At 56.8% G+C, this 21,372-nt stretch carries 23 protein-coding genes and 2 pseudogenes; 11 read left to right on the top strand and 14 right to left on the bottom strand.

Annotated elements, in window-relative coordinates; translation table 11 throughout:
- Together ACLD1X_RS28080 and ACLD1X_RS28085 are read right to left on the bottom strand one after the other, a co-directional pair.
- Positions 1-633, bottom strand: a pseudogene (locus ACLD1X_RS28080) (phage replication protein); the annotation flags it as partial.
- A 1-nt stretch (position 634) separates the two neighbouring features.
- Complete coding sequence (locus tag ACLD1X_RS28085) at positions 635-1,132, bottom strand: YmfL family putative regulatory protein (protein WP_429373400.1); 498 nt, start codon at positions 1,130-1,132, stop codon at positions 635-637.
- A 168-nt stretch (positions 1,133-1,300) separates the two neighbouring features.
- On the opposite strand from ACLD1X_RS28085, the gene ACLD1X_RS28090 reads away from it, so the two are divergent.
- From ACLD1X_RS28090 to ACLD1X_RS28110, 5 genes are all read left to right on the top strand, one after another.
- A complete protein-coding gene (locus tag ACLD1X_RS28090) occupies positions 1,301-2,152 on the top strand; it encodes a LexA family protein (protein ID WP_429373402.1) in 852 nt (283 codons plus the stop codon).
- 161 nt (positions 2,153-2,313) lie between these two features.
- Positions 2,314-2,559: a DUF1654 domain-containing protein gene (locus ACLD1X_RS28095; RefSeq protein WP_429373404.1), complete on the top strand. Its 246-nt coding sequence runs from the start codon at positions 2,314-2,316 to the stop codon at positions 2,557-2,559.
- 451 nt (positions 2,560-3,010) lie between these two features.
- Positions 3,011-3,211 carry a carbon storage regulator CsrA gene (csrA, locus tag ACLD1X_RS28100; protein WP_429373406.1) on the top strand — a complete coding sequence of 67 codons (201 nt, stop codon included), beginning with the start codon at positions 3,011-3,013 and terminating at the stop codon, positions 3,209-3,211.
- Positions 3,212-3,361: 150 nt separating this feature from the next.
- On the top strand, positions 3,362-3,634 hold the full coding sequence (locus tag ACLD1X_RS28105) for a hypothetical protein (RefSeq protein WP_429373408.1): 273 nt from the start codon (positions 3,362-3,364) through the stop codon (positions 3,632-3,634).
- Positions 3,631-4,092 carry a hypothetical protein gene (locus ACLD1X_RS28110; RefSeq protein WP_429373410.1) on the top strand — a complete coding sequence of 154 codons (462 nt, stop codon included), beginning with the start codon at positions 3,631-3,633 and terminating at the stop codon, positions 4,090-4,092. The genes ACLD1X_RS28105 and ACLD1X_RS28110 overlap by 4 nt, the downstream gene beginning before the upstream one ends.
- A 226-nt stretch (positions 4,093-4,318) precedes the next feature.
- Here ACLD1X_RS28110 and ACLD1X_RS28115 read toward each other — a convergent pair whose 3' ends face one another.
- Positions 4,319-4,867, bottom strand: coding sequence for a hypothetical protein (locus ACLD1X_RS28115; RefSeq protein ID WP_429373412.1), 549 nt, complete (start codon positions 4,865-4,867; stop codon positions 4,319-4,321).
- A gap of 277 nt (positions 4,868-5,144) precedes the next feature.
- Between ACLD1X_RS28115 and ACLD1X_RS28120 the strand changes: the two genes are divergently transcribed.
- Together ACLD1X_RS28120 and ACLD1X_RS28125 are read left to right on the top strand one after the other, a co-directional pair.
- Complete coding sequence (locus tag ACLD1X_RS28120) at positions 5,145-5,387, top strand: DUF4224 domain-containing protein (RefSeq protein ID WP_429373414.1); 243 nt, start codon at positions 5,145-5,147, stop codon at positions 5,385-5,387.
- Position 5,388: 1 nt separating this feature from the next.
- On the top strand, positions 5,389-6,438 hold the full coding sequence (locus ACLD1X_RS28125; RefSeq protein ID WP_429373416.1) for a tyrosine-type recombinase/integrase: 1,050 nt from the start codon (positions 5,389-5,391) through the stop codon (positions 6,436-6,438).
- 290 nt (positions 6,439-6,728) lie between these two features.
- Here ACLD1X_RS28125 and ACLD1X_RS28130 read toward each other — a convergent pair whose 3' ends face one another.
- From ACLD1X_RS28130 to ACLD1X_RS28175, 10 genes and pseudogenes are all read right to left on the bottom strand, one after another.
- Positions 6,729-7,460: a metallophosphoesterase gene (locus tag ACLD1X_RS28130; RefSeq protein ID WP_429373418.1), complete on the bottom strand. Its 732-nt coding sequence runs from the start codon at positions 7,458-7,460 to the stop codon at positions 6,729-6,731.
- Positions 7,457-7,636, bottom strand: a pseudogene (locus tag ACLD1X_RS28135) (hypothetical protein); the annotation flags it as partial. The pseudogene ACLD1X_RS28135 and the gene ACLD1X_RS28130, both read right to left, overlap by 4 nt.
- A 674-nt stretch (positions 7,637-8,310) precedes the next feature.
- Complete coding sequence (locus ACLD1X_RS28140; RefSeq protein WP_429373420.1) at positions 8,311-8,841, bottom strand: hypothetical protein; 531 nt, start codon at positions 8,839-8,841, stop codon at positions 8,311-8,313.
- A gap of 468 nt (positions 8,842-9,309) precedes the next feature.
- Entirely contained in the window at positions 9,310-10,059 is a 750-nt protein-coding gene (locus ACLD1X_RS28145; RefSeq protein WP_429373422.1) for a hypothetical protein, read from the bottom strand.
- 101 nt (positions 10,060-10,160) lie between these two features.
- Positions 10,161-11,957, bottom strand: coding sequence for a DUF5666 domain-containing protein (locus ACLD1X_RS28150; protein WP_429373424.1), 1,797 nt, complete (start codon positions 11,955-11,957; stop codon positions 10,161-10,163).
- On the bottom strand, positions 11,954-12,796 hold the full coding sequence (locus ACLD1X_RS28155) for a DUF6502 family protein (RefSeq protein WP_429373426.1): 843 nt from the start codon (positions 12,794-12,796) through the stop codon (positions 11,954-11,956). Before ACLD1X_RS28155 ends, ACLD1X_RS28150 begins: the two co-directional genes overlap by 4 nt.
- A 131-nt stretch (positions 12,797-12,927) precedes the next feature.
- Positions 12,928-13,515 carry a hypothetical protein gene (locus tag ACLD1X_RS28160; protein ID WP_429373428.1) on the bottom strand — a complete coding sequence of 196 codons (588 nt, stop codon included), beginning with the start codon at positions 13,513-13,515 and terminating at the stop codon, positions 12,928-12,930.
- A 381-nt stretch (positions 13,516-13,896) separates the two neighbouring features.
- On the bottom strand, positions 13,897-14,469 hold the full coding sequence (locus ACLD1X_RS28165; RefSeq protein ID WP_429373430.1) for a hypothetical protein: 573 nt from the start codon (positions 14,467-14,469) through the stop codon (positions 13,897-13,899).
- A 360-nt stretch (positions 14,470-14,829) separates the two neighbouring features.
- Entirely contained in the window at positions 14,830-15,267 is a 438-nt protein-coding gene (locus ACLD1X_RS28170) for a glycine zipper domain-containing protein (protein WP_429373432.1), read from the bottom strand.
- Between the two features lie 211 nt (positions 15,268-15,478).
- Positions 15,479-16,138 carry a hypothetical protein gene (locus ACLD1X_RS28175; protein WP_429373434.1) on the bottom strand — a complete coding sequence of 220 codons (660 nt, stop codon included), beginning with the start codon at positions 16,136-16,138 and terminating at the stop codon, positions 15,479-15,481.
- Between the two features lie 321 nt (positions 16,139-16,459).
- Between ACLD1X_RS28175 and gltS the strand changes: the two genes are divergently transcribed.
- The 3 genes from gltS (at position 16,460) to ACLD1X_RS28190 (ending at position 20,038) form a co-directional block, all read left to right on the top strand.
- Positions 16,460-17,674: a sodium/glutamate symporter gene (gene gltS / locus ACLD1X_RS28180; protein ID WP_429373436.1), complete on the top strand. Its 1,215-nt coding sequence runs from the start codon at positions 16,460-16,462 to the stop codon at positions 17,672-17,674.
- Positions 17,675-17,820: 146 nt separating this feature from the next.
- The gene (locus ACLD1X_RS28185) at positions 17,821-18,138 is read left to right on the top strand and encodes a hypothetical protein (protein ID WP_429373438.1); all 318 of its coding nucleotides are present in this window, start codon (positions 17,821-17,823) and stop codon (positions 18,136-18,138) included.
- Positions 18,139-18,298: 160 nt separating this feature from the next.
- Positions 18,299-20,038, top strand: a complete 1,740-nt coding sequence (locus ACLD1X_RS28190) for a dipeptidase (RefSeq protein WP_429373440.1) — start codon at positions 18,299-18,301, stop codon at positions 20,036-20,038.
- 36 nt (positions 20,039-20,074) lie between these two features.
- Here ACLD1X_RS28190 and ACLD1X_RS28195 read toward each other — a convergent pair whose 3' ends face one another.
- Positions 20,075-20,347 carry a hypothetical protein gene (locus ACLD1X_RS28195; protein WP_429373442.1) on the bottom strand — a complete coding sequence of 91 codons (273 nt, stop codon included), beginning with the start codon at positions 20,345-20,347 and terminating at the stop codon, positions 20,075-20,077.
- Between the two features lie 485 nt (positions 20,348-20,832).
- Here ACLD1X_RS28195 and ACLD1X_RS28200 point away from each other — a divergent pair.
- Positions 20,833-21,372: hypothetical protein (locus ACLD1X_RS28200; RefSeq protein WP_429373444.1), on the top strand; the 540-nt coding region annotated here is incomplete at its 3' end.

The following is a 21,372-nucleotide window of genomic DNA, read 5'->3' on the forward strand; positions in this document are numbered from 1 at the left end:
GGGTTTGTGGATTTCCTTGCGGTGCTGGCACCAATCGCCCCAAACCTCGACGCTGACGTTTTCCGGTTTGGCGGTCAGCGGGTTGAATTTGGACGACTTGCCTGGCGCGTTAGCGCCCTGCTTTTCCTGATTACTGGTTACCTGATTGGTACCCTGATTACTGGTACCCTGATTTGTCGGAAATTTTTCCGACCCTCCTCGGATATTTTTCCGACCCTGTTCGGATTTTTTTCCGACCTTGCTCGGAGATTTTTCCGAGGTAGATCGGATTTTTTTCCGACCGTCAAACGCCTCAGAGGTCGGATATTTTTCCGACCCGTCCAGCTTGCGATTCCACTCTTTCGCCTTCTCGGTCAAGCGAAACAACGAGACGTTTGCGGTGCTGGATAACTCCACCAGTCCTGCCCTTTCGAGACCTTTGAGAAGTCGATACGCGGTATCTGGCTTGTCGGTAAGCAGGGGCAATTCCTCCACGATCTTTGCCTTGGTCAAGACAAAGAAAATTCCGTTATCGGTCTTGATTGGTTTGGCCCAGCTAGGACATTCGTAGACAAAGGAAAACAGCAGCGCCTGTTGGGAGTTCAACCCCCACTCCAGCGCTTTCACCTGGTTGATCGCGATCGTGAACTGCATGTCAGCCCTTCCCGCTTGGCGTTCGGGATGGGCGTTTCGACTTGTGCAACTCAATCAGTGCGGTCACCTCCTCGTGCCGGGCAGCCAAGTGTTTCGCGTGCAAGGCCAGAATCTCTGCGGCTTCCGCTGCGGTGATTTCTCCGTCTTCCAACGCCAGAGCAAGAAACTGGTCAACGCGGCCGCGCTTCACAGAAGTACGTAAAGAGCGCTGGTGCATGTCTACGTTGTCCAGCTCACCAACCTCAGGCAAGCGAACAAATACGCCGCCGTACATCGCGCAGATGTAGTCCGGCAAGAATGTGGTTTTGGCTTCAGTCTCAAGCGTGCAGACCTCATCGTCGGTGAGGGGCCTAACACCCGCCGACTCGTAAATCCGGTTTTTGAAGCGCTTGAGATTCTCTTCGCCAAGAAAGTCAGAGGCGTATGCAAGCCCGCCAGGGAATGCATTGGCAGAGGCAATGACTGCTTTGCGACGGGTGTCTAGCACTGGCGATTTCATCGTCTAGTTTTCTCTCGGCGCCGTTGCGCTAAAAATGGCTTCAGTTAATCGCTGTGATGTCCGTCAGGTACTAAGCTCGGCCCAAGGAAATGAAGGACAAAGGGTTTCTTTCTTGAATACACCGTTGGTCAAGGCTTCAGCCCGTTTGGCAACCACCGGTGACATCCCGTGCTTTTCACGAACCCAACCGGAAACGGTGCTTTGATCCACCTTGAGCTTCTCTGCGGTGGCCTCTTGCGTCCCGAAGAAAGCAACAAGGTCTTTAAAGATGGTGTTCATATCGCCTCTGATTATGTGAATACCCATATCGTAGATCATAGGCATACCACTTTGCAACGATATGGGTTCGCCAGTAATAATCGAAAGATGGAATATAAAGAACGAATCAAGGCCGCTCGACGACACGCCGGATTTACTCAGGCCCAACTAGCGAAGCTTGTTGGCATCGATCAAGCGTCTATTTCTGACCTTGAGAGAGGCAGATCACAGCGCTCCTCCTATAACGCCTCCATTGCGAAAGCGTGCGGAGTTTCGGCCATATGGATTGAGAGTGGGTCTGGCCAGATGGTTTCAGAAACCACCGAACAGCCCAATGTAAAGGATGTTGTCCAGCCTCAGATGCTTTATCGATATCCAGTGATCAGCTGGGTATCAGCGGGTTCCTGGGAGGAAGCAGTTCAGCCTTACCCAGATGGTTTTTCTGACAGGTATGAAGTATCTGACTACGACTCCAAAGGACCTGCGTTTTGGCTTGAGGTTAAAGGTGATTCGATGACCGCACCTGCAGGCGTGAGCGTCCCTGAAGGGATGATGATCCTGGTAGACACCGAGGCAGATGTGAAACCCGGCAAGTTGGTTATTGCCAAACTGCCCGCGAGCAACGAGGCGACTTTTAAGAAGCTGGTGGAGGATGGCGGTGTACGTTACCTGAAGCCGCTGAACCCAGCTTATAAAATGGTCGAGTGTGATGAAAATTGCCGCATCATTGGCGTAGCAGTACGTATGACCGGAAAGCTTTAGAGCGACATTCGCGCACCGCCATTCATGTGATAAACAAGCCCGCACTAAGCGGGCTTTTTTTTGCTTCAAAACAAAAGAGTACAAGCGTGCTTTTTCCGGATTGTTGCTTTCCCTTCAACAAAATACTGTCTATCCACACAGAAAAAAACAAAGGAAGACAGATGAGCAATGGCAGCAACTCCCTCACGTTGAACACCTATGAGCAAGTCGGCCGACGCATTCAACGCATGGTGTCCGATCCAAACGCGCAAAAGGTTCAGACAATTACGATCGCCAGGCGTGATTACGAGTCACCCGATGCATGGGAACGCGTCATCCAAGAGCTTGAGGAGACAGGTGGGATAACTGTCGAGCGGTTAGAAGACGACAGCGTGAGAATTGGCTGGCAGACATACGTCGACCTATAAGTGAAGCCCGCGATTTGCGGGCTTTTTATCGCCGACTATAAAATTTATGGGCTTGCCCATTGACACAAAATATGTGCTCTCCTATATTTTATTCATGTCGACACATAATCGACTTAGCAGCGAAAGCCGCGCCGCTCTTTAACAGCCAGCGCAAGAAACAAAAGTCCGCATTACCTCTACCGACGACCGGCGAGCAGGCAGGCCCGAAAGCCTGCCAACTGCAGGAATAACCTGTGCGGCTGCTCGATGGTGAAACGCCAGAACCGTGGCATGACCTGGCAAGCAATGCGCCCCGCTCCTCCGGCGGCAATAGGACGGACAACATCACTGCTGCACCTTGGCGACAGCGTGCATCCCCCCGCAATGAAATCCGCGTAATGCAGCGATGTTTCACTGATGCCGCTTCTTGCAAGGCGGCATTGGGAAACTAACTCACGCAAGGAAATGGACAATGCTGATTTTGACTCGCAAAGAAGGCGAAAGCATCAACATAGGCAACAACATCACGATCACAGTGCTGGGTGTTAGCGGTAAACAGGTACGTATCGGAACTAGCGCACCGAAGGATGTCCAGGTGCATCGAGAAGAAATCACGCAGCGCATTCAGGCGGGTTTGTCGAAGCCCGCGACGGCAACACCTGCGATCACTTAAGCAGGTCTTTGTGACGCAACCAATGGCCCGGTTCCGATCGGGCTTTTTTACGCCTGCAATTTATCAATCAGCCCCCTTCCCTGCCCAATGGCCACCAGCAGGTGGTCGCAGTGCTGATGAATACACCTAACCTACTCCGAGGGAACAACCATGCATCCATCATTTCAAGAGCGCATCGATGACCTCGGTGTGCCGCTGCAACAATCAAATGCCGTCCGGGTTGGATGCTTCGCTCGTATTGGACGACCAACTCCAGCCAAACCGGTGCGCTACCAAATCGCCGGCGGAAGCTTCGGCATGTACCAGATTAAAGACCTCACCACAGGCAAGACTTGCGCCTTCCGTGGTACCTACAAGGCCGCTCATGACCTTGCCATGCAGTTCGAAGCCAAGGCCAATCGCCAGATTGCGGTGACGCTATGAAAAAGCGAAAGCCTAATAACATGCGTACCCGGTTAGAGCGAGCGAGCCGGGCACTGCTCAATGCCAATCACGTCGCGGTGGTCCACATCTACCCCAGCGGACGCCAAGGGATGATCAACAGGAAGAGCTGCAAGAGCATCCCGCCAGGGCAGCGCATGGCAGAAGCTGTCTGCGACATTGCACACCGCTGGACGATCTATGTCAGCGTCCAGTGTCGCGATCAACAAGGGCACCGCTACACTAAATCAGTAGAGGTTGCTCCCCAAGGCAACTATCTGGCCGCACACCTCGAAGACGTGATCGAGGGAACCTACAAAGACTTGGTCGCCGAGAGCAATCCGAATCATCGGGTTGCTTCGGGCTGGATCGCCATTCCCGCCGCAATATCGCTGACTGAAGAGCAAGCCGCCCTAGTGTTCGACGCCGTGGGTGTCTGGAATCAGCAGAGGGCAGCATGAGAAGCATCAGTAACCAGGTACGCCAGCGCCGACGACAGACATGGCTGGATCTACCGGCTCACGGAATTGAAGAGGCAGGCCATGGCCAAGGAACAGCGGCGTGGGTGCTTCGGAATGTCACGAAACCTTATGAATCAAGCGAAAAGGTATCGCGAGCATTTCTGGCTGAAAGCTTGGCCGAATTGCAACGCGTCTTAGGTGATGAAGATGAAGTCGTAACATCAGATTAACCTTCGAGTTCATTGACAGCGTCTTTAATGTTCGCTGCAGTTTTTTCCGCCTCATCTATGACGCTCTTCAATTTATAGGCTCGCATACCATCGGATATTGAGAGAGACATCAAAAAAATTGTAAATACGCTCAACAACAACACGGCCAGATTTTTATTCGCAGTATAAGGCCAACTAGTTGTCATCAGCACAACCAAAACAGCCATTATCGTATTTGAAACAGAGCGCAACGCGAAATAGTTAACACGCACCAATGCCTTTATTTGCTCATGTTTATCCACTACAAGAATAGCAACGCGCTCTTCCCGTGCTCTCTTTTTTATAGAGACGCTAATTTTCCACTTTGAAAAAAGCGTCCCCAACAAAATATCTATCCAATCTTTAGCATACGCAGAGAGAATACTTATTATCAAACCGACTACTACAACTGACCCCCACCAAGAAAGATCACTTAGATTAGAAATAAATTCCTGCACGTTCCATGCCTTTTTTGACCTACCTGAAACCAACTGACTCGTAACAGAGCCAAGTTGAACCAGGCGCAATGATATCACTTAGTCATCATTCTATGCCTCTCCAATCAATACACCGTCGCCCACCCCTCACGCAGGACAGCGACTGACTGGAGGCGTCTACACGCCGGCAAAGCACGCGGTGGCGATGATGTTCTCGCGCTATGTGAGATTGCCTGAGCACCAACTCACCACCCTCCACCTCCCGGGCAACCCCAGCATACATGCCAATCCTGGCCTCACTGCCTTCGTTTAAAACGCGAGCAAGTTTAACCACCTTCTGCCGCAACGCTCGGCATGGAGAAACATCATGGAATCCGAAATTCTTTCGGACGAAGAACTGGCGATTATCACCGGTTACAAAGCTAGGGCTTCCCAGCGACGCTGGCTGATCGACCACCAATGGGTCTTCATCGAAAGCCGAGGCAAGCGCCCATTGGTTGGACGGCACTATGTCCGCATGAAGTTGGGCATGGAGTCACCTTCTACTCTCAACCTGTCCTCCACTCCCGCAGCGCCCGCATGGACGCCAGACTACTCACGAGTGAACTGATATGCGCCCCCGCAATGCCGAAACACGCAACTTGCCGCCAAGGATGTATCAATGGACACGTCCTCGGAAAAGCGGAAAAACCTGGATTGCTTACTATTACTTGGACGGATCGGGAAAGGCGATACCGCTAGGCAAAGACCTGGACAAGGCCAGGATCAAATGGGCTGAACTCGAAGCCAAGGAGGCGCCGCTCGATCTTCGAACCATGAAGGGCATCTTCGATAGGTACATTCGCGATATTGTCCCCAAAAAAGCAACACGTACCCAGAAGGACAACCTCGCAGAGATAAAGCAACTACGACCAATGTTCGACAGCGCACCTATCGATGCAATAACACCTGCAGCAATTGCTGGTTACAGGGATGCACGCTCGGCAAAGGTGCGGGCAAATCGCGAAATCGCCACCCTCTCCCACGTATTCAACATGGCACGAGAATGGGGTCTAACCACAAAGGAAAACCCCTGCCAAGGAGTCCGTAAAAACAAGGAAACCCCGCGCGATTACTACGCAAACGATGCGATCTGGAATGCGGTGTACCAAAAGGCAGGTCAAGAGCTGAAAGATGCCATGGACTTGGCTTACCTGACCGGTCAACGTCCAGCGGACGTGCTGGTAATGCGCAAGGATGACCTTGAGGGAGGATTCCTGATGGTTCAGCAAAACAAAACCAGCAAAAAACTTCGAATACAGACGACCACTGACGGCTCTGCAAACAGCCTGGGCTTGCTGATCGCCCAGATCGCCAAGCGTAATGCGCAGCATCTGTCGAGTTATCTGATTGTTAGTCAAAGAGGAAAACGGATGACCGCTACCATGCTACGTAAGCGATGGGATGAGGCAAGAGAGAAGGCGAAGCAGGCGGCACTTGACAATGGTGACACGCTCTTGGCGAGCCGGATTGCAGAGTTTCAATTCCGAGACATCCGACCTAAAGCGGCATCAGAGATCACGGATATTGGTGAGGCCAGCCTGCTGCTAGGACATACCAAAGGCGACATTACCGAGCGCGTTTACCGTCGTGTAGGCGCCATTGCTAAGCCCTCAAAATAGCCAAAAAAGTGTTACAAAACCCTAGCACCACCCCTTGTAGAATGCGGCCTGCAGCGGAGCCAAAAAATGCTCGTATTGGAACGAAATCAAGCTACAGGCCACGAATTTCGTACGTTTGTATCTCGGACTTGAAAACCGTCGACTGTAACAGGTCCATGAGTTCGAATCCCATCGCCTCCGCCATCTTTATACGACAAAGCCCTGATTTTTCAGGGCTTTGTCGTTTCTGGGGTTTGGCCAAAAGTTGTCACGCTTCTTCGGGCGGCGTGGTTTTGGGGCAATGCCCACGACTATTCCTCCCAATCCCGACTCAGCTTCGGATCAATGGGCGGATAGACCTGCAGCGTATGCAGATTCAGCAAAGTGAAGTGGCCGCCCATCCAGCCGCCAGTGTCGATGTGGTAGACGTTGCCGAGAACTGCTGGCTGACGCACTGGTGTATGACCGACCACAACAACCCTGACCCCGTGAACAACCTGGGAGCTTTCTTCAAAAATACGCTTCCTCGACCACTGGGCCATCGCTGCAACGTGAGCGGTTTCCACGGGGCTTCCCCGCTCGATCGCCCATATGAACTCGTTCCAGTGATCAAATGGGCAGTCGGCATGGACGATCCCGATAAGGCCCGCTGGTGTCTGCACTTCGATCACCAGTGGCAAGTCGGCCAACAGCTCGGAATACCAAGCTTGCTCAACTGGAGAGCGCGCATAGAGCCAGGCACCACCGTTGATGAGGTGCATTCCCTTCATGTGACCCTCAGGGTCTGCACGGCAGGCATCTATTGCCATCTGCTCATGATTTCCGCGAACGGCGTGAAACCATGGTTTGGCAAGCCAAGCGTCAACCTGCTCCGACTCCGGCCCGCGATCCACCAGATCGCCGACGCTGAAAAGGCGGTCAACATCAGGATTGAAACAAACCGAATTCAAGGCGGCTTGCAACCTGGAGAAGCAACCGTGGATATCACCGACCGCAAAGTCCCGGCCGACTTCGTTGGATTTGAAGCGATCAATACGGTTCATGCCGCCACCTCACCCAGCAGGTCCGCGAAGACCACGCCGCGCGCCGTGAAATCAGCCACGATGCGGTCTGTGTACTGTATACCCTGGGCACGGTTGAACAAGCAGGTGACGCGAAAGCCATCAAGACCCTATAGCTTGCAGCCCCCCATCATGGCCAGCTTTTGCTCATAGGGCAGGATTGACTGATTCGTTCCGCTGGGGGCTCGTAGCTCAGCGTTTTGCGAGGGCGGACGGCTTGACCATCGTACATCGACCGGAAATTGCAAACCGGCCCCCGCAATCAAGGCTCGCGGAATGAAAATGCCCGGCAATTTGCCGGGCACTTTCAAACCACCAAACGAACTTCAAACCGTTCAAAAAGAAGTCGCAAACCCTGCGACTCAACGGGGCTTGCGACTCATTGCCGATACGTCCCTCAAGCTCCCGGGACGTTTGCCATGGGCATTGCTGCCCAATATGCAGGCTTAGTGTTGCACCTCAACCACGTCGATATCTCGCGCGTCCGGGGCATTATTTCTAGCCTCTCTGGCTGCCTCCCCAGCCTCCTCTCTGGCCGCCTCGTTAGCCTCTCTAGCTGCTTGTCCAGCATCCTCTCTGGCAGCCTCGGCAGCTTCCTCGTTAGCCTCTCTGGCCGCCTCGTTAGCCTCCCTGGCTTCCCTAGGCTCTCTGGCCGCCCTTGCCTGAGCCTTGGCAGCGTCTCGAGCTGCATCGGCGTCTGCCTTGGCAGCGTTGCGAGCCGCATCTGCAGCGGCCCGGGCAGCATCCCTGGCCGCATCGGCGTCTGCCTTGGCAGCGTTCCGAGCTGCATCTGCCGCAGCCCGGGCAGCATCCCTGGCGGCATCTGCGCCCGCTACGCCAGCAGCTTTTGCAGCGTCCCGAGCCGCATCGGCGTCAGCCCTGGCGGCATCGCGAGCGGCATCTGCTGCAGCTCTGGCAGCATCCCGGGCTGCATCGGCATCAGCTCTGGCCGCGTTCCGGGCTGCATCGGCGTCGTTTCTGGCAGCGTCCCTGGCAGCATCGGCGGCGTTGTCGTTATCGTCGTCATTGTCGCGCGCATTGTCTCGCGCATTGCCTGGGCCTCGGTTCCCGGCCATACCATGGTCAGCGTCGCCGCGTCCCGGACCGCCATGACCGTCAGCACCATGGCCGTCACCGCCATGGCCGGCAGCACCGCCATGGCCACCGCCGTCACCACCGTGGCCGCCGCCTCCGCCGCCTCCGGAGCTACCGCCACCACCACCGGAACCTCCGGAGCCACCGCCTCCGCCGCCGTGACCACCACCGCCTCCGCCACTGCCTCCGCCATGGCCGCCACCGCCGTCGCCACCGTGACCACCGCCTCCGCCACCGTGTCCTCCACCGCCTCCACCGCTGCCGCCATCTTTGGCGTATACGCTGGAGAAACTACCGATGTAATCGGGCACAAGGACAGTCGATGCCGACAGGACACCGCCAATCGCCATCGCCAACAAACATTTCTTGAGCAGCATGATGCACCTCCACTTGGAGTTGCGTCGTCATCTCCGTATCGAACGCAATATCTAGTGAGTTCCCGGCCGCCCATTGGAGCGGCCAGCCAACCGGCACGAACATAAATCTGCAGCAATAACGAGCAACTGCGGTATCCGCACGATCCCTCAGAGCCAGCTAGCGTCATGGCGTGGGAATTATTCCCACACCTACAGATTAATGCTGTCAGCCTGAGTGTCAACAACCGACTATCAGGACATAGGCACGCGCCGAGCCATGCCCTTGTTTCTCACGGGCATGAAAACTTGCTGGTGGGCGCCACCGAACCGGGGCGTGCAACAGGCCCCGGCCTGGATCAGTGCAGGAAAACAGGTGGGTATCAGAAGGTATGACTGAACAACAGCCCAGCCTCGCCATCCGGACTGGCATCGGAAAAGCCCTTGACGGCATACAACTGAAACTTCCAGTGCTGATTGAGCTTGTGCGTGAGGAACAGGGTGAGTTCCTCGATCTGGTCGCCCGTGGAAACAACCTTCTGCCGCCAGTCGTAGGACGCGCCCGCCGAGGTACGCGCATACACGGGTATGGCGAAGCCCAGGGTGGCGAATATCGGGTCGTTGAAGTCCGAGCCCGACGGGTCGCCAAACTTTTTCCAGCCCAGGGTGGCAAAGCCGGTCACAAAACCAAAGGACTTGGTGACATCGACCTGGGCGGAGTAGTCGGTTTTGCCGGTGCCAAGACACTTGTCTTCGTCGGCTGTAGGCAACTTGACCTTGCCGATCAGGTCCACGAACAGCCCGCCAACACTGTCCTCGAACACGGCATAGTCGGCACCGGCGATAGTGTCGCCCAAACCGCTTTCAACTTTGCCGCAGCCGCCTGGCAACGGCTCGCCGTCAGGACCGACCGATGGGTTGGTGATGCGCAGCCAGGGCACAGTGAGCTTGTAGGTCATGGGGCCGGTCTGGTATTTGCCCACCAGCGGGACGTACCAGGTTTCGGAAGTAGTGCCGGTGCCATAATCGCCCCGAGAGTAGTCGGTACCGATCGAGGTCGAGAAGGTATCGGCCTGGGCTGACAAGGCCAGGCCGGCAAGCAAGCCGACGAGCAGGATGCGCTTGGGGTCCATGTTCACCTCGTGTCTGGCGTCATCGAAGTTCACACGCATGTTTTGTTGTGTGACTTACCCAGCCTAGTCACTTATGACAATAGTGCATCACGACCGCACTTCTAACCCGGCCTGCCAGAGTGATCGATTTTTTCAACCGGCTCGACCTTCTCGACCCTTTCGACTTTCTCTACCCTCTCGACTGCTTCCGGCCGTTCAATTTTCTCGACTTTCTCCGGGCGTTCGACCTTTTCAACCTTTTCGGGGCGCTCGACCTTTTCGACTTTCTCCACCCGCTCTACCCTATCTACCTTGTCGGGTTGCTCGACACGCTCCGACTTGCCGGATTTGTCCACGCTTTCCACTCTGTCGCCGCCGCCACGACTGTCATTGCCCCCGTGGCGAGTATCGTCGCCGACGCCGTTTTCGCTGCCGGAGCGGCCGCTCCTGTCGATGCCCGAGCCCCCCGAGCTGCCGGAACCGCCGGAGCTGCCCGAGCTGCCCGAGCTACCAGAGTTGTCCGAGCCGCTGGAGCTGCCCGAGTTGCCCGATCCGCTTGAGTCGTCCGTGTTCTGCTCGCCGGTTCGCAGTTTCCCGTGTTGGCTGCCGGTTGGCGAATCGGAACGCTCGCGGGGCAATTCGATGCGCGTGGCCTGCACATCCCGCGCGCCGCTGAACACGCCAGTGACCCGCACGCGTCGATCCAGCGCCAGCGCCGAAGGTTGCACACCCACAAATATGGTGTCGCGCGCCAGCGTCACATTAAAGCCACCCACCACCAGATGGCGGTCCTGCCGGACCTGTACCAGGCCTTCGATCACGGCGTTGCGCACCCGGCCAATGAAGGGCAGGCTCGGGTCGGGACGGCTCTGGGTCACATCCAGCTCGCGGCCGGACCAGTGGCCGCGCACCAGCATTTCCTGCGCCGGGCCACGATGATTACTGAGTTTGAGCCCCTGGAGATAACCGCTGCGATCCACCGGCCCGATGGCACTGGCCTCCTTGAGGCCAGGCGCACGGTCGATGCGGCTGGCCACCACCTCACCCTGGGCATCGCGCAGTCCGCTGACCCGTACAGGATCACCCGGGCGCAGACCGGCAGCGACTTGAGCACCGCTGGCCAGGCGTACCGGTTGCCCCATGACGCGCATGGGCATGGAATCGCGTGGCAGGGCTGTCAGGGGCCCTTCATAGACGTGCAGGATGGCAATGCGCCCGGCTTCCAGACCGCGCCGGGAATTGAACGCTTCCACGGCAACCACCTGGCCTACTGCCAGCTGGGTGGTGGTGGCGACAATGCCGTTTTCGCTGACAGGCACATTGTTGTTGAAGTGCACTTCCACGCCATTGACGCAGATCGAGGCGAACCCGGTGATGGTGCCGACAATGCCGGTGCCACCAATCCCGCCGTTGTCGTTGCTGATGCCCGTGCCACCCACGCCGCCTGCAACGGCGCCAGTGCCGCCAACGCCGCCGCTGCCGTTGCTGATGCCCGTGCCACCCACGCCGCCTGCAACGGCGCCCGTGCCGCCAACGCCGCCGCTGCCGTTGCTGATGCCCGTGCCACCCGCGCCGCCTGCAACGGCGCCCGTGCCGCCAACGCCGCCGCTGCCGTTGCTGATGCCCGTGCCACCCACGCCGCCTGCAACGGCGCCAGTGCCGCCAATGCCGCCGGGGCGTTTTGTGACCGGTGCGCCGGTACCGCCCACCCCACCGTTATCGGTGTCGATGCCGGTACCGCCCACGCCGCCAGGCGCCGCGCCCGTACCACCGGTGCCACCCGGAGCCTGGATGACCGGCACTCCAATTGTGCCCGCGTCATTCTGGCTGACACAGGCTGGGGCGGCTTGCAACGCCATCGGAAGTCCGAGGCCCAGAGCGAGGGCGGTGGCTCGAATCAGGCGCAGATTGACGGTCATGGCTTAGGGGCCGTTGGTGAATCGGGATCGGAACTTTCAGTGTAGAAGTACAGGCCGACCGTGATGCGTTGACGCGGTTCAACACTGGGCAGGTCCTGGAACTCGAGTTCGGCAGCCAGTCGGTTGAAGCTCAACAGGGTCTGCATCCCTTCATTGGCAACGGCCTCACGTAGCGCCTCGACGCTGATCGGGGTCAGTGCGTCATAGTGGACGCTGCGTTCAAAAAAGGCCGGGCCTTCGCTGCTCAGGTTGTGTACCGCGGCGCAGGCATGATCGTGCAGATTGTGCCCCAGGTAAGCCGCTTTCTCGTCGAAGCCCTTTTGCGGCACAAAAGCCTGGGCTTCGAGGTGCACACGATCCTGTTCGTCGAGGCGCACGACGCCCAGGCGCAGCCATTCGTCCAGCACTACCCGCGCCCTGATATCCGTGCTGACCTTCGCCACCAGGGCGTCAAAGGAACGGTCGCCGCCGACACTGGCCAATCGAGGCAATGGCAGTGGCTGGCCGGTGTCGTTGCAGTAGGGCGCGCTGGTCCAGGCGTTGACCAGTTGCGCACCGAAGGTGACGTTTTCCGGAAGCGTTGAGGAAGCGGGGTCGCCGGTATTGCGCAAGCGCCGTACATCCTTGCGGTGCACGCCAGTGAGCAAGCTGATGCGGCTGTCGCTCGGTGCCTTGTCGCCCAGACGGAACTCACGGTCCGCCACTTCGACGAAAACCTCCTTGAGCAGGTCGGCAAACACCAGGTAGGTGACACCTTTGCGCAGCATCAGGCGTACCAGCGGTCGCATGACATGCCGCAAGGCTTTGAGGAGCGAGGTGGGCAAGGTGGACGATTGCATGCAGTGCATTCCTGGTCAGATAACCCCAGTATAGCCATGTGGGAAATAATCCCATGAATGCAGGCATGTATTTCTGCCGTGCCTCATGCAAAACCCGTCCCCCGGGTTTTGCATGAGGTCATCAGCCCGCCTCACATCTGGCTGTTGTCGTCGCCGGGTTCGCCGCCGGCATGGACGCCGCGATCGTCACCCGGTTCGCCGCCGACATGGACGCCGCGATCATCACCCGGTTCGCCGCCGACGTGGACGCCGCGGTCGTCACCCGGTTCACCGCCGACGTGGACGCCGTGATCGTCACCCGGCTCGCCGCCGACGTGGTTGCCGTGGTCATCACCGGCTTCTGCATGGGTGCCGCCGCGACCGGAGTTGGCACTTCCAGGACCGGAATTGCCTGAATGGCCATTCCCATGGTCGCTGCCACTGTGGCCACTATTGCCACCATGGCCGCCACCACTGCTACCGCCGCCACCGCCATTGCCGCCGTGACCGCCACCACCGCTACCGCCTCCGCCGTTGCCGCCACCACCGCTACCGCCACCGCCATTGCCACCACCGCCGCTACCGCCTCCGCCGTGGCCACCGCCGCCGCCGCCACCATCCTTGGCATAGGCACTCGAGTCATGGGAAATGAAATCCGGTACCAAAACGGTGGAAGCCGAGAGGACGCCGCCGATGGCCAGCGCCAGTAAACCTTTCTTGAAAAGCAGGTAAGTGTTCATCGTGCATTCTCCTGATGATTTGCCGCGAGCAGTGCCAACGCAATCCGCGTTGCAAACCGGGAGCGGCAAGGGAGTAACCCGTCAGACTTACAGTCTCCTGAATATCTAGCGTGGGATTTTTTCCCACGTATTGAAATTAGTCTTTTTTGGCTCAGGGTCAACCGGCAAAGAAGAAAGCCGACCGACGGCTGAAGACGACAGCCCGGCGCGTAAATGGATAACGCCTTCAAAGCCATCGAATGATCGGGGAACGGCCAATTGGCCATGGAAAAAGGACGAGTGATCGAGAGGACCCTGACACGGGTGATCACCGAGATGTGCCGGCGGCTGGGGCAACACCGGAATGGGCCGGTAGTACTACCGGCCGCACGTCATTGACAGCTATCCCGGGACCGAGGTTTCCTGCGCACTGACACTGCCCGCCCTGCTGGCAACTGCAAGTGCCACGCAGCAAGCCAGTAACGAGAATGCGGCGAATGCCCCCATCACGTGCAGATAAGGCAACACGTGATTCCACGCTCGAGCCACCCCCAGGAATGCGGCGAACAGCCAACCGCTCATGGAAAGTGCGCCCAACAAGGCGAGCCGCATGCGGCCTGCACTGCGTAGTGCGACGAATGGAGCCTTTTGCAGCAAGGGGAAGCCGATGCGATGCAACAATGCGCCGTTCAGGCTAAGCACCACGACGACAGACACCTTGGCCCAGAGTTTTTGATTGAGCAGATACGCCTCGCCTTCATTGAGGTATCCCTGGAGCACCAGCATCAATCCGCTTGCCCATAGGGCCAGCAGGGCGAGGCTGACGATCCTCTGGGTTTCATCAACGTACTCAAGCCGCGCCTGGTCCAGTGTTTCCTTGCGCCAACTCCAAAGCTTGTGATCCGCTTGCAACACCCTCCCCAAGGCAATACACGTAGCAAGCAGATGACCGTATACGAGAAGCATTTTGAGCATTGCCTTGACCTTATTATTGTTTGGGCGCTGCGTTCCTTGCTTCGCTAATTTGAAAACGAATGATACAAATTAGCAATTGCATTTTCAAGGCATCCCCCCCTCAACGTGTGCCGCACTGACGGCCATGCAAGCGTCTTCACACATGGAGATAGTGATTGCCGAGGCGAATGAATGTTGCCGCAGCGCCGGACCGCGCCGTGGGTGGCAGGACTGGAGCCAAGGCGCATCCATTCGCGCCAGAAGATCCCGTTCTGAAATGCAAAACGCCCGATGCAGTGCATCGGGCGTTTAGAGGCTGAATCAGATGTAATCCTGTTTCAGGACCAGACACTTTCAATTGCGGTGTCTCGACTCAGGCAATCAGTCGTCATGCTTGTTTTTGTGTTTATGCTTGTACTTATTCTTGTGCTTGTGGCCGGAGCTGTAGTGGTCGTCGTTGTCGTCATTGGCCATATTGTTGCCGATAGCACCACCTGCCGCGCCGCCCAGTCCGGCGCCGATCAAGCCACCGGTGGAGCCGCCGACACTGTTGCCGATGACCTGACCACCCGCTGCACCGAGACCGCCGCCAATAGCCGATTCAGTCTTCTTGCCGCTCTTCGCCGTCATTGCGCCTCCCGCCGCGCCACCTACACCGGCTCCGATTGCGGCACCGGTGCTACCACCCATGGCCTGACCGACCACGCTGCCAAGGGCGCCGCCGACACCGCCACCGATGGCCGTGTTGGTGGCTTCGCCAGCGAGGGAGTACTGCGATACAAGAAGACTTAACGCTACGACGGAAAATGACTTACGCATCAAACAGACCTTTAGAAGTACACAAGAGGGCAAAAGTCTGTTGGTACGAAACCGTCAGGTCAACTTATTTCCGACTATGCATTAAATTGGATCAATCAATCGATCAGTTGTAGCACCACCGCTTGACCATCACGCCCCCTTCTCCACTGCGAACGCCAGAAACAAGGAAGCCCCGCAATAGCGGGGCTTGCAAACAAGCGATGACGCGAGGTCAGAACGATTCGACTGGCTTCTTGACTTGCTGAATGAGCTTGTTTTCGTCAAGTCTCGGGAAAGAAAATTTGATGATGATACTCGATTCATCACCTTCGCCACTGACAATCAAATCAGCACCTCGAATGTTGGCTGGGGCTGACGCCATTAAACTATGAGTATTGGAGACTCCCTTGAACGAAGTAATCCCTTCTAAAAAGGAGTAGGTCAAATCGTTGGCGTTCAACGCAACACTTTCGTAGTTCGTGAGCCTGGCGGTGTATTCATCCTTGCTTACCTTGCCCGAGAGTTCAATAAGATCCAGCACGGATTTCCCATCACTCAGCGCTACCAGACCAAAACTCTTTGCAAGGGCGCCAAAGGCCCGTCCAAACAGGTCGCGGTCATAGGGTGCAAACAGCGAAACCATAATTAATTTGTCGCCGCTGAAAATCAAACCCGCTGTGAATTTCTGATCAATGAAATCAACATCATCAATACACCTGCCAGGCGCACCAAGCTCCGCCGAGCAGTCGTAATAACCCGCCGCTTCGGTGTAACTCGCCATGGGTGTGTCATAGGCATAACTTTTGAACAGATTGTTATCTGCAACGGCATTCTGCATACCGGCCAGCATGGCCAGACTGGATACAACGGCAGCAACGATTTTTTTTGACATGGATTCCTTCCCCAAAACGCTCATCGAGATTGATAGCCAGATGCTATCAGTCAGGTCGGCCTTCCTCAATCCCGTAGTGTGACCTGTTCTTCGACTGGCTCCGAAATCGGGCAGCATGATGGCAGCCTATGCCAACGCAATCGCTTTTCCCATTTAGGCTAGGCTGTACTCAATCTTGGCGCACAGTTGTACTTGGTGATTGGGCAACTACCTGGACGAGCAAGGCCGGCATTTGCTGTATCGACCGATTCATTGACACAGGTCTAAACATTGAACGACCGAATCCTGATAATGATTTCCCGGTTTTTAGGTAGGCCTTAAATGACTTCACAGCTCTTGCAAGTTCACGGCCTCGTGAGTTTCACCCTTGCCATCCTCCTGCTGTTCCTCGGCAAAACCCTCGTCCAGCACAACGCCTTTCTGCGTCAATACTGCATCCCCGAATCGGTCGTCGGCGGCTTCGTCTGTGCCGCAGTTACATCCTTGCTGTACTTCGGCCTGAATATCCAGATCGAATTCGATCTGCAAGTTCGCGACACCCTGCTGCTCTATTTCTTTGCCGGCATTGGCTTGAAATCGGACATGCGTCAACTGCTCAAGGGTGGGCGTCCGCTGCTGATCCTGCTGTTACTCGCCGCTGTGTTCATCCTTCTGCAGAACTCGCTGGGCATGGGAGTGGCCGAGGCTTTTGGGCTTGATCCCAAGGCCGGCTTGATGGTGGGTTCCATTTCCCTCACGGGCGGGGTGGGCACCACCCTGGCATGGGCGCCACTGTTCGTCGAAAAACTGGGCATCGGTAACGCGCACGAACTGGGCATCGCCAGCAACACCGTCGGCTTGATTGCCGCGTGCGTCATTGGCGGCCCTATCGCCAACCGACTGATACGTCGTTATCAACTGACGCCGTCCCGGGATGCGGACCTGGAGGTCGGCATTCTCGAGCAACAACAGAGCAAGCCACTGGACTACTACGACGTGCTCTGGGCCTGGATGTGGCTCAACCTGACCCTGATGCTCGGCTATGGACTCAACCTGCTGCTGGTCGAAGCCGGCGTCACCCTGCCTAAATTTGTCAGTTGCCTGTTCGCCGGCATCGTCATTCACCACCTCGTCCTGGCCTTTGTCGGCGATCAACGACTGAAAACCTGGAGCGGTGCCAGCCTGGGCCTGTCGCTGATCTCGGATATCTGCCTGGGCATGTTCTTGACCATGGCCCTGATGGGGCTCCAGCTATGGCAACTCAGCGGCGCCTTGATGTTCATTCTGTGCGCATTGACCCTGCAAATTCTGCTGACGGTCCTCTATACGTATTTTGTGGTGTTCCGCTGCATGGGGCGCAATTACGAAGCCAGTGTGATTGCTTCCGGATTCGGCGGGATTGCCCTCGGTTCCACGGCGACGGCCATCGTCAACATGTCGACCGTGACGCAAAAGTACGGTGCGGCCCACCAGGCCTTCCTGATCGTGCCGCTGGTGTGTGGCTTTTTCATTGACCTGGTCAATGCCGTGATCATCAGTATGTTCAGTGGCCTATAGCGCCAATCGGATAGCACGGCACTAACGCCAAAACACATGACTCTGTTGATTGAGGCAGAACCTTCCAGAGGTGGAAGATGTGCTGACAGGGGCCTAATCTGAATAGGTACGACCTTCAGCAGGCCTCTTGAGACAGGGGAACCGGGATGACAGGACAAACTGCGCGCCGACGCTCGTCATGGATCCTGTTTTCCCTGCTCGCCGCCAACCTGGCGCTGCTGGCCGGATGCTCGCACAAAACCAGAACGGCTCCAGCTCCCGCTCCAGTTCTGGTTCCAGCCTCAAACAGCGGCTCAGTCTGCTTTGCCAAGGCACTCCCCACCGTCGGCGAAGGTGGCCTCGCCTGGGGCGACACTTTGGACATCGCTCGTCGGAAATCCCTGGATAATTGCATACGCTATTCCGGCCGATCCGGCGGCACGCCGGGTACCTGCAAAGTGACGTTCTCGGAATGTAAGCATTGATAGAGCGGTTTTTCGTTTCTGCGCCGCTTTTGCATTTCTGTGCGACAGATCCCACTTCTGGGGCTCCCGTTTCACACGCACGAGGTGTTAGTTTGCAAATGTTTCTGATCAAACGATCAGATATTTCCTACAAAACACCTGCAAAGGAATGCCCCCAACAATGGACTTTTCACTCAAGCACCTGGCTGCGACCACCCTCATGCTCGCCAGCCTTTCAGCGTTCACCAGCGTCGCCCACGCCAACATCACCCCGCAACAGGGCACGATCATCCTCAAGACCTTCAGTGATGCGTCGGTCAAGGATTTCAGGCAGTTCCTGGAAGCGTTGACCAAGAGCGATATCGGCAAAACCGACGACCTCGGCCCGGCCATCCATGCGTTCCTCGACAACAAGTCGCTTACCGCTGAGCAGCAGAACCGGATCCACCGTTTGCTTGGCCTCTATGCCCGGGTGAAATACGGCAGCGCGGCCACCGAAACCTTGAAGGAGCTGGTGGCCATCCCGACCGTGCGCGTGGATGGCATTGACCAGCACGACAATCCCGAATTCATCAGGATTGCCGAGAAGATCAAGGGCCTCGCCCAGGCGTTCAACCTGGACTTTCGCAACATCGACAACCGCGTCTATGAGATTTCCCTGGAAGGCGCCGGCGATGAAGTGGTGGGCATTCACGCCCATGCCGATGTGGTGCCGGTGACGCCGGAGAACTGGGTCCTGCAGGACGGCACCCGCCTCGACCCGTTCAAGGTCACCCTGGTTGGCGACCGCATGTATGGCCGCGGCACCGAGGATGACAAGAACGGCATCGTGGTGGCGCTCTACGCCATGAAGATCATCAAGGAAGAGAAACTGCCACTGGCCAGACACTTCAAGCTGCTGGTCGACACCACCGAAGAGACCACGGGCGACGCCATCCCCTATTACTTCGAACGCAACCCCACCCCCAACTACAACCTGGCGCTGGATGGCGGCTACCCGGTGGTGATCGCCGAGAAAGGCTACGGCACCGTCATGGCCAGCTTCGCCAGACGCAACGCTGAAGGCCAGGGTGCACAAATCACCACGATGACCGGCGGCCTGGCGACCAACCAGATCCCTTCGACATCAGTCGCGACCCTGGTAACCGACAAGCCCGCCGAACTGGCCGCCAGCCTGCAAAAGGCCGGTACCGAGTATGCCAAACGCAACGGTGGCAACTTCGAGGTGGCTGCCAGGGTCGACGGCAAGGATGTCAAACTGACAGTGACCGGCGTGTCCGCCCACTCCTCCGAGCCCGAATCCGGCGTCAACCCGGTGGCCAGGATGCTCGACTTCATCAATAGCCTCGACGGCAAGGTGGCGCTCAAGCACAACCAGATCACGGATGCCGCCCGCTACGCCGCCGACAACTGGGGGCTGGATTACCTGGGTGGCAAGTTGGGTGTCGGTTTTTCCGATGAGTTCATGGGCCCGCTGACCACGTCGCTGACTTATGTCGGGATGGATGACAAAGCCTTCAAGCTCGCGGTCAACCTGCGCGTACCGAAGGGCAAGACGCCGGAAGCCCTCAAGTCCCAGATCGCCGGAAAACTGGACGCCTGGAGCAAAAAGACCAGCATCGCGCCAGCCTTCGACCTGTCGATTGCCGAACCGATGTACCGCAACCCCGAGGGCGAATGGGTCAAGGCCCTGCTCGCGGTGGCCAGCGAAAACCTCGGCATGGAGCACAAGTTCGGCACCTCCGCCGGCGCCACGTCGGTGCACGAATTACCTAACGGCGTGCAATTCGGCCTGGCCATGCCGGACGTCAAATACACCGGTCACAACGACAACGAGTTCAAGACCACCGAGCAGTTCCTGCTGGACTTGCAGGTCGTGACCGAGATGATGGGTCGCGTCGGGCAATTGCCGAAACTCTGATCCACCCTTCGGGCCCGCCCTCCTGGCGGGTCCGATTCATGACCTGTCATGACGATCGACTGCCATCGTGGCGGCGTCCGCCAGCCAGCAATGGCTCGCTTGCCTGGAATTCGGTGCGGCCTGAGGCATGTGCGAGGGTTGTTGGAAATACAACTCGAATGTCTGGCCATTGGTCGATTGTTGCCGGCCACAATAAAAAATCATCCACTGAGGCAACGCTGCGAGTGTGCTTTTTTCGAGGGAAAAAGGCAGTGCTTTTAACTGGTTGGTTAACAAAACCAAGGGGATTTTCATGACCGTTTTGTTCATGCCACCCCGATTTTCCCCATGGATTCCGGAAAAAAACACGAAAAAATCGATGGGGCTATTCCCTGCCTTCCGAATCGCCGAAAAGCTGTTTACGACGGGGGCTGCGCCGCCAATGCTGGCAATATGCAACTAACCATGAACACTGCCGTTGGTCAGTAAACTTGATCAAAAAATGAACGCACACGGGTTTTTCCGTTCAGAATACGCAGCAGGTGACACGGGCTCTGATCCTCACCTACCCCCCAGAAGCGGAAGTTAAACCTCATATGCACAAAGTGCGATTGGGGTTTTTTGTTACCTAAAAATGGAAGTGCCGAATGACTAATAGTTCATTCGTGAAACTCACATTTATCTTGGCCGCGTAATGCCGCAAGATTAATTAATAGTAATGAGTGGATATTGACTGCCATCCGCAACGGAAGATTCCAATTAATCCGTGCCGAGCGTCATGTTGATTCACTATTAAATAAAACAAAGAGGCAACCATGGATCTTAGTTTTCTTTCTTCGCCAGCCGGGGAATATATTCGTTTGGGCGTCGTGTATTTCCACCTTATCGCCTGCTGTGTAGCAATCGGCCTGGTCTTGACCAGTGACGTGGCAATGGTCAAACAACTCCTGAAGGGAGATGCGTCAGGTCATCAAGATGACGCGCACTTGGACAGCCTGCAAAAAACCGTAGTACTTGCACTTTGGGCGCTTTGGATTACCGGCATCGGTATTGTCGGGATCGATTATGCCGGCAAGGGGATGGAGTATTTCCTCAATCCCAAACTGCAAGCCAAGATCGGCATCGTTGTACTGTTGACCTTCAACGGCTTCCTGTTGCACAGCGCTGTATTGCCGGCACTGAAAAAAGCCGGTTCGATACTTGATCTGTCCTTCAACCTGCGCATGCTCGCACTGTTCTCGGGCGCTCTCTCTGCCGTGTCGTGGTTCTATGCCGCCATGCTGGGTGTTGGTCGTCCGCTGGCCTGGAAGTACTCGCTGGTCGAGTTGCTGGCAGCCTATCCGGTACTCATCGTC

It is taken from the genome of Pseudomonas sp. 18173 (assembly GCF_050432945.1).
GTDB lineage: Bacteria > Pseudomonadota > Gammaproteobacteria > Pseudomonadales > Pseudomonadaceae > Aquipseudomonas.

What these genes read in the sequence shown, in the direction of transcription:
- ACLD1X_RS28160 (WP_429373428.1), bottom strand. Translation starts at nt 13,515, where the DNA reads ATGAACACTTACCTGCTTTTCAAGAAAGGTTTACTGGCGCTGGCCATC.
- ACLD1X_RS28095 (WP_429373404.1), top strand. Translation starts at nt 2,314, where the DNA reads ATGAGCAATGGCAGCAACTCCCTCACGTTGAACACCTATGAGCAAGTC.
- csrA (WP_429373406.1), top strand. Translation starts at nt 3,011, where the DNA reads ATGCTGATTTTGACTCGCAAAGAAGGCGAAAGCATCAACATAGGCAAC.
- ACLD1X_RS28125 (WP_429373416.1), top strand. Translation starts at nt 5,389, where the DNA reads ATGCGCCCCCGCAATGCCGAAACACGCAACTTGCCGCCAAGGATGTAT.
- ACLD1X_RS28085 (WP_429373400.1), bottom strand. Translation starts at nt 1,132, where the DNA reads ATGAAATCGCCAGTGCTAGACACCCGTCGCAAAGCAGTCATTGCCTCT.
- ACLD1X_RS28105 (WP_429373408.1), top strand. Translation starts at nt 3,362, where the DNA reads ATGCATCCATCATTTCAAGAGCGCATCGATGACCTCGGTGTGCCGCTG.
- ACLD1X_RS28145 (WP_429373422.1), bottom strand. Translation starts at nt 10,059, where the DNA reads ATGGACCCCAAGCGCATCCTGCTCGTCGGCTTGCTTGCCGGCCTGGCC.
- ACLD1X_RS28110 (WP_429373410.1), top strand. Translation starts at nt 3,631, where the DNA reads ATGAAAAAGCGAAAGCCTAATAACATGCGTACCCGGTTAGAGCGAGCG.
- ACLD1X_RS28175 (WP_429373434.1), bottom strand. Translation starts at nt 16,138, where the DNA reads ATGTCAAAAAAAATCGTTGCTGCCGTTGTATCCAGTCTGGCCATGCTG.
- ACLD1X_RS28190 (WP_429373440.1), top strand. Translation starts at nt 18,299, where the DNA reads ATGGACTTTTCACTCAAGCACCTGGCTGCGACCACCCTCATGCTCGCC.
- ACLD1X_RS28130 (WP_429373418.1), bottom strand. Translation starts at nt 7,460, where the DNA reads ATGAACCGTATTGATCGCTTCAAATCCAACGAAGTCGGCCGGGACTTT.
- ACLD1X_RS28120 (WP_429373414.1), top strand. Translation starts at nt 5,145, where the DNA reads ATGGAATCCGAAATTCTTTCGGACGAAGAACTGGCGATTATCACCGGT.
- ACLD1X_RS28155 (WP_429373426.1), bottom strand. Translation starts at nt 12,796, where the DNA reads ATGCAATCGTCCACCTTGCCCACCTCGCTCCTCAAAGCCTTGCGGCAT.
- ACLD1X_RS28165 (WP_429373430.1), bottom strand. Translation starts at nt 14,469, where the DNA reads ATGCTCAAAATGCTTCTCGTATACGGTCATCTGCTTGCTACGTGTATT.
- ACLD1X_RS28140 (WP_429373420.1), bottom strand. Translation starts at nt 8,841, where the DNA reads ATGGCGGCAGCGGTGGAGGCGGTGGAGGACACGGTGGCGGAGGCGGTG.
- ACLD1X_RS28150 (WP_429373424.1), bottom strand. Translation starts at nt 11,957, where the DNA reads ATGACCGTCAATCTGCGCCTGATTCGAGCCACCGCCCTCGCTCTGGGC.
- ACLD1X_RS28195 (WP_429373442.1), bottom strand. Translation starts at nt 20,347, where the DNA reads ATGAACAAAACGGTCATGAAAATCCCCTTGGTTTTGTTAACCAACCAG.
- ACLD1X_RS28185 (WP_429373438.1), top strand. Translation starts at nt 17,821, where the DNA reads ATGACAGGACAAACTGCGCGCCGACGCTCGTCATGGATCCTGTTTTCC.
- gltS (WP_429373436.1), top strand. Translation starts at nt 16,460, where the DNA reads ATGACTTCACAGCTCTTGCAAGTTCACGGCCTCGTGAGTTTCACCCTT.
- ACLD1X_RS28170 (WP_429373432.1), bottom strand. Translation starts at nt 15,267, where the DNA reads ATGCGTAAGTCATTTTCCGTCGTAGCGTTAAGTCTTCTTGTATCGCAG.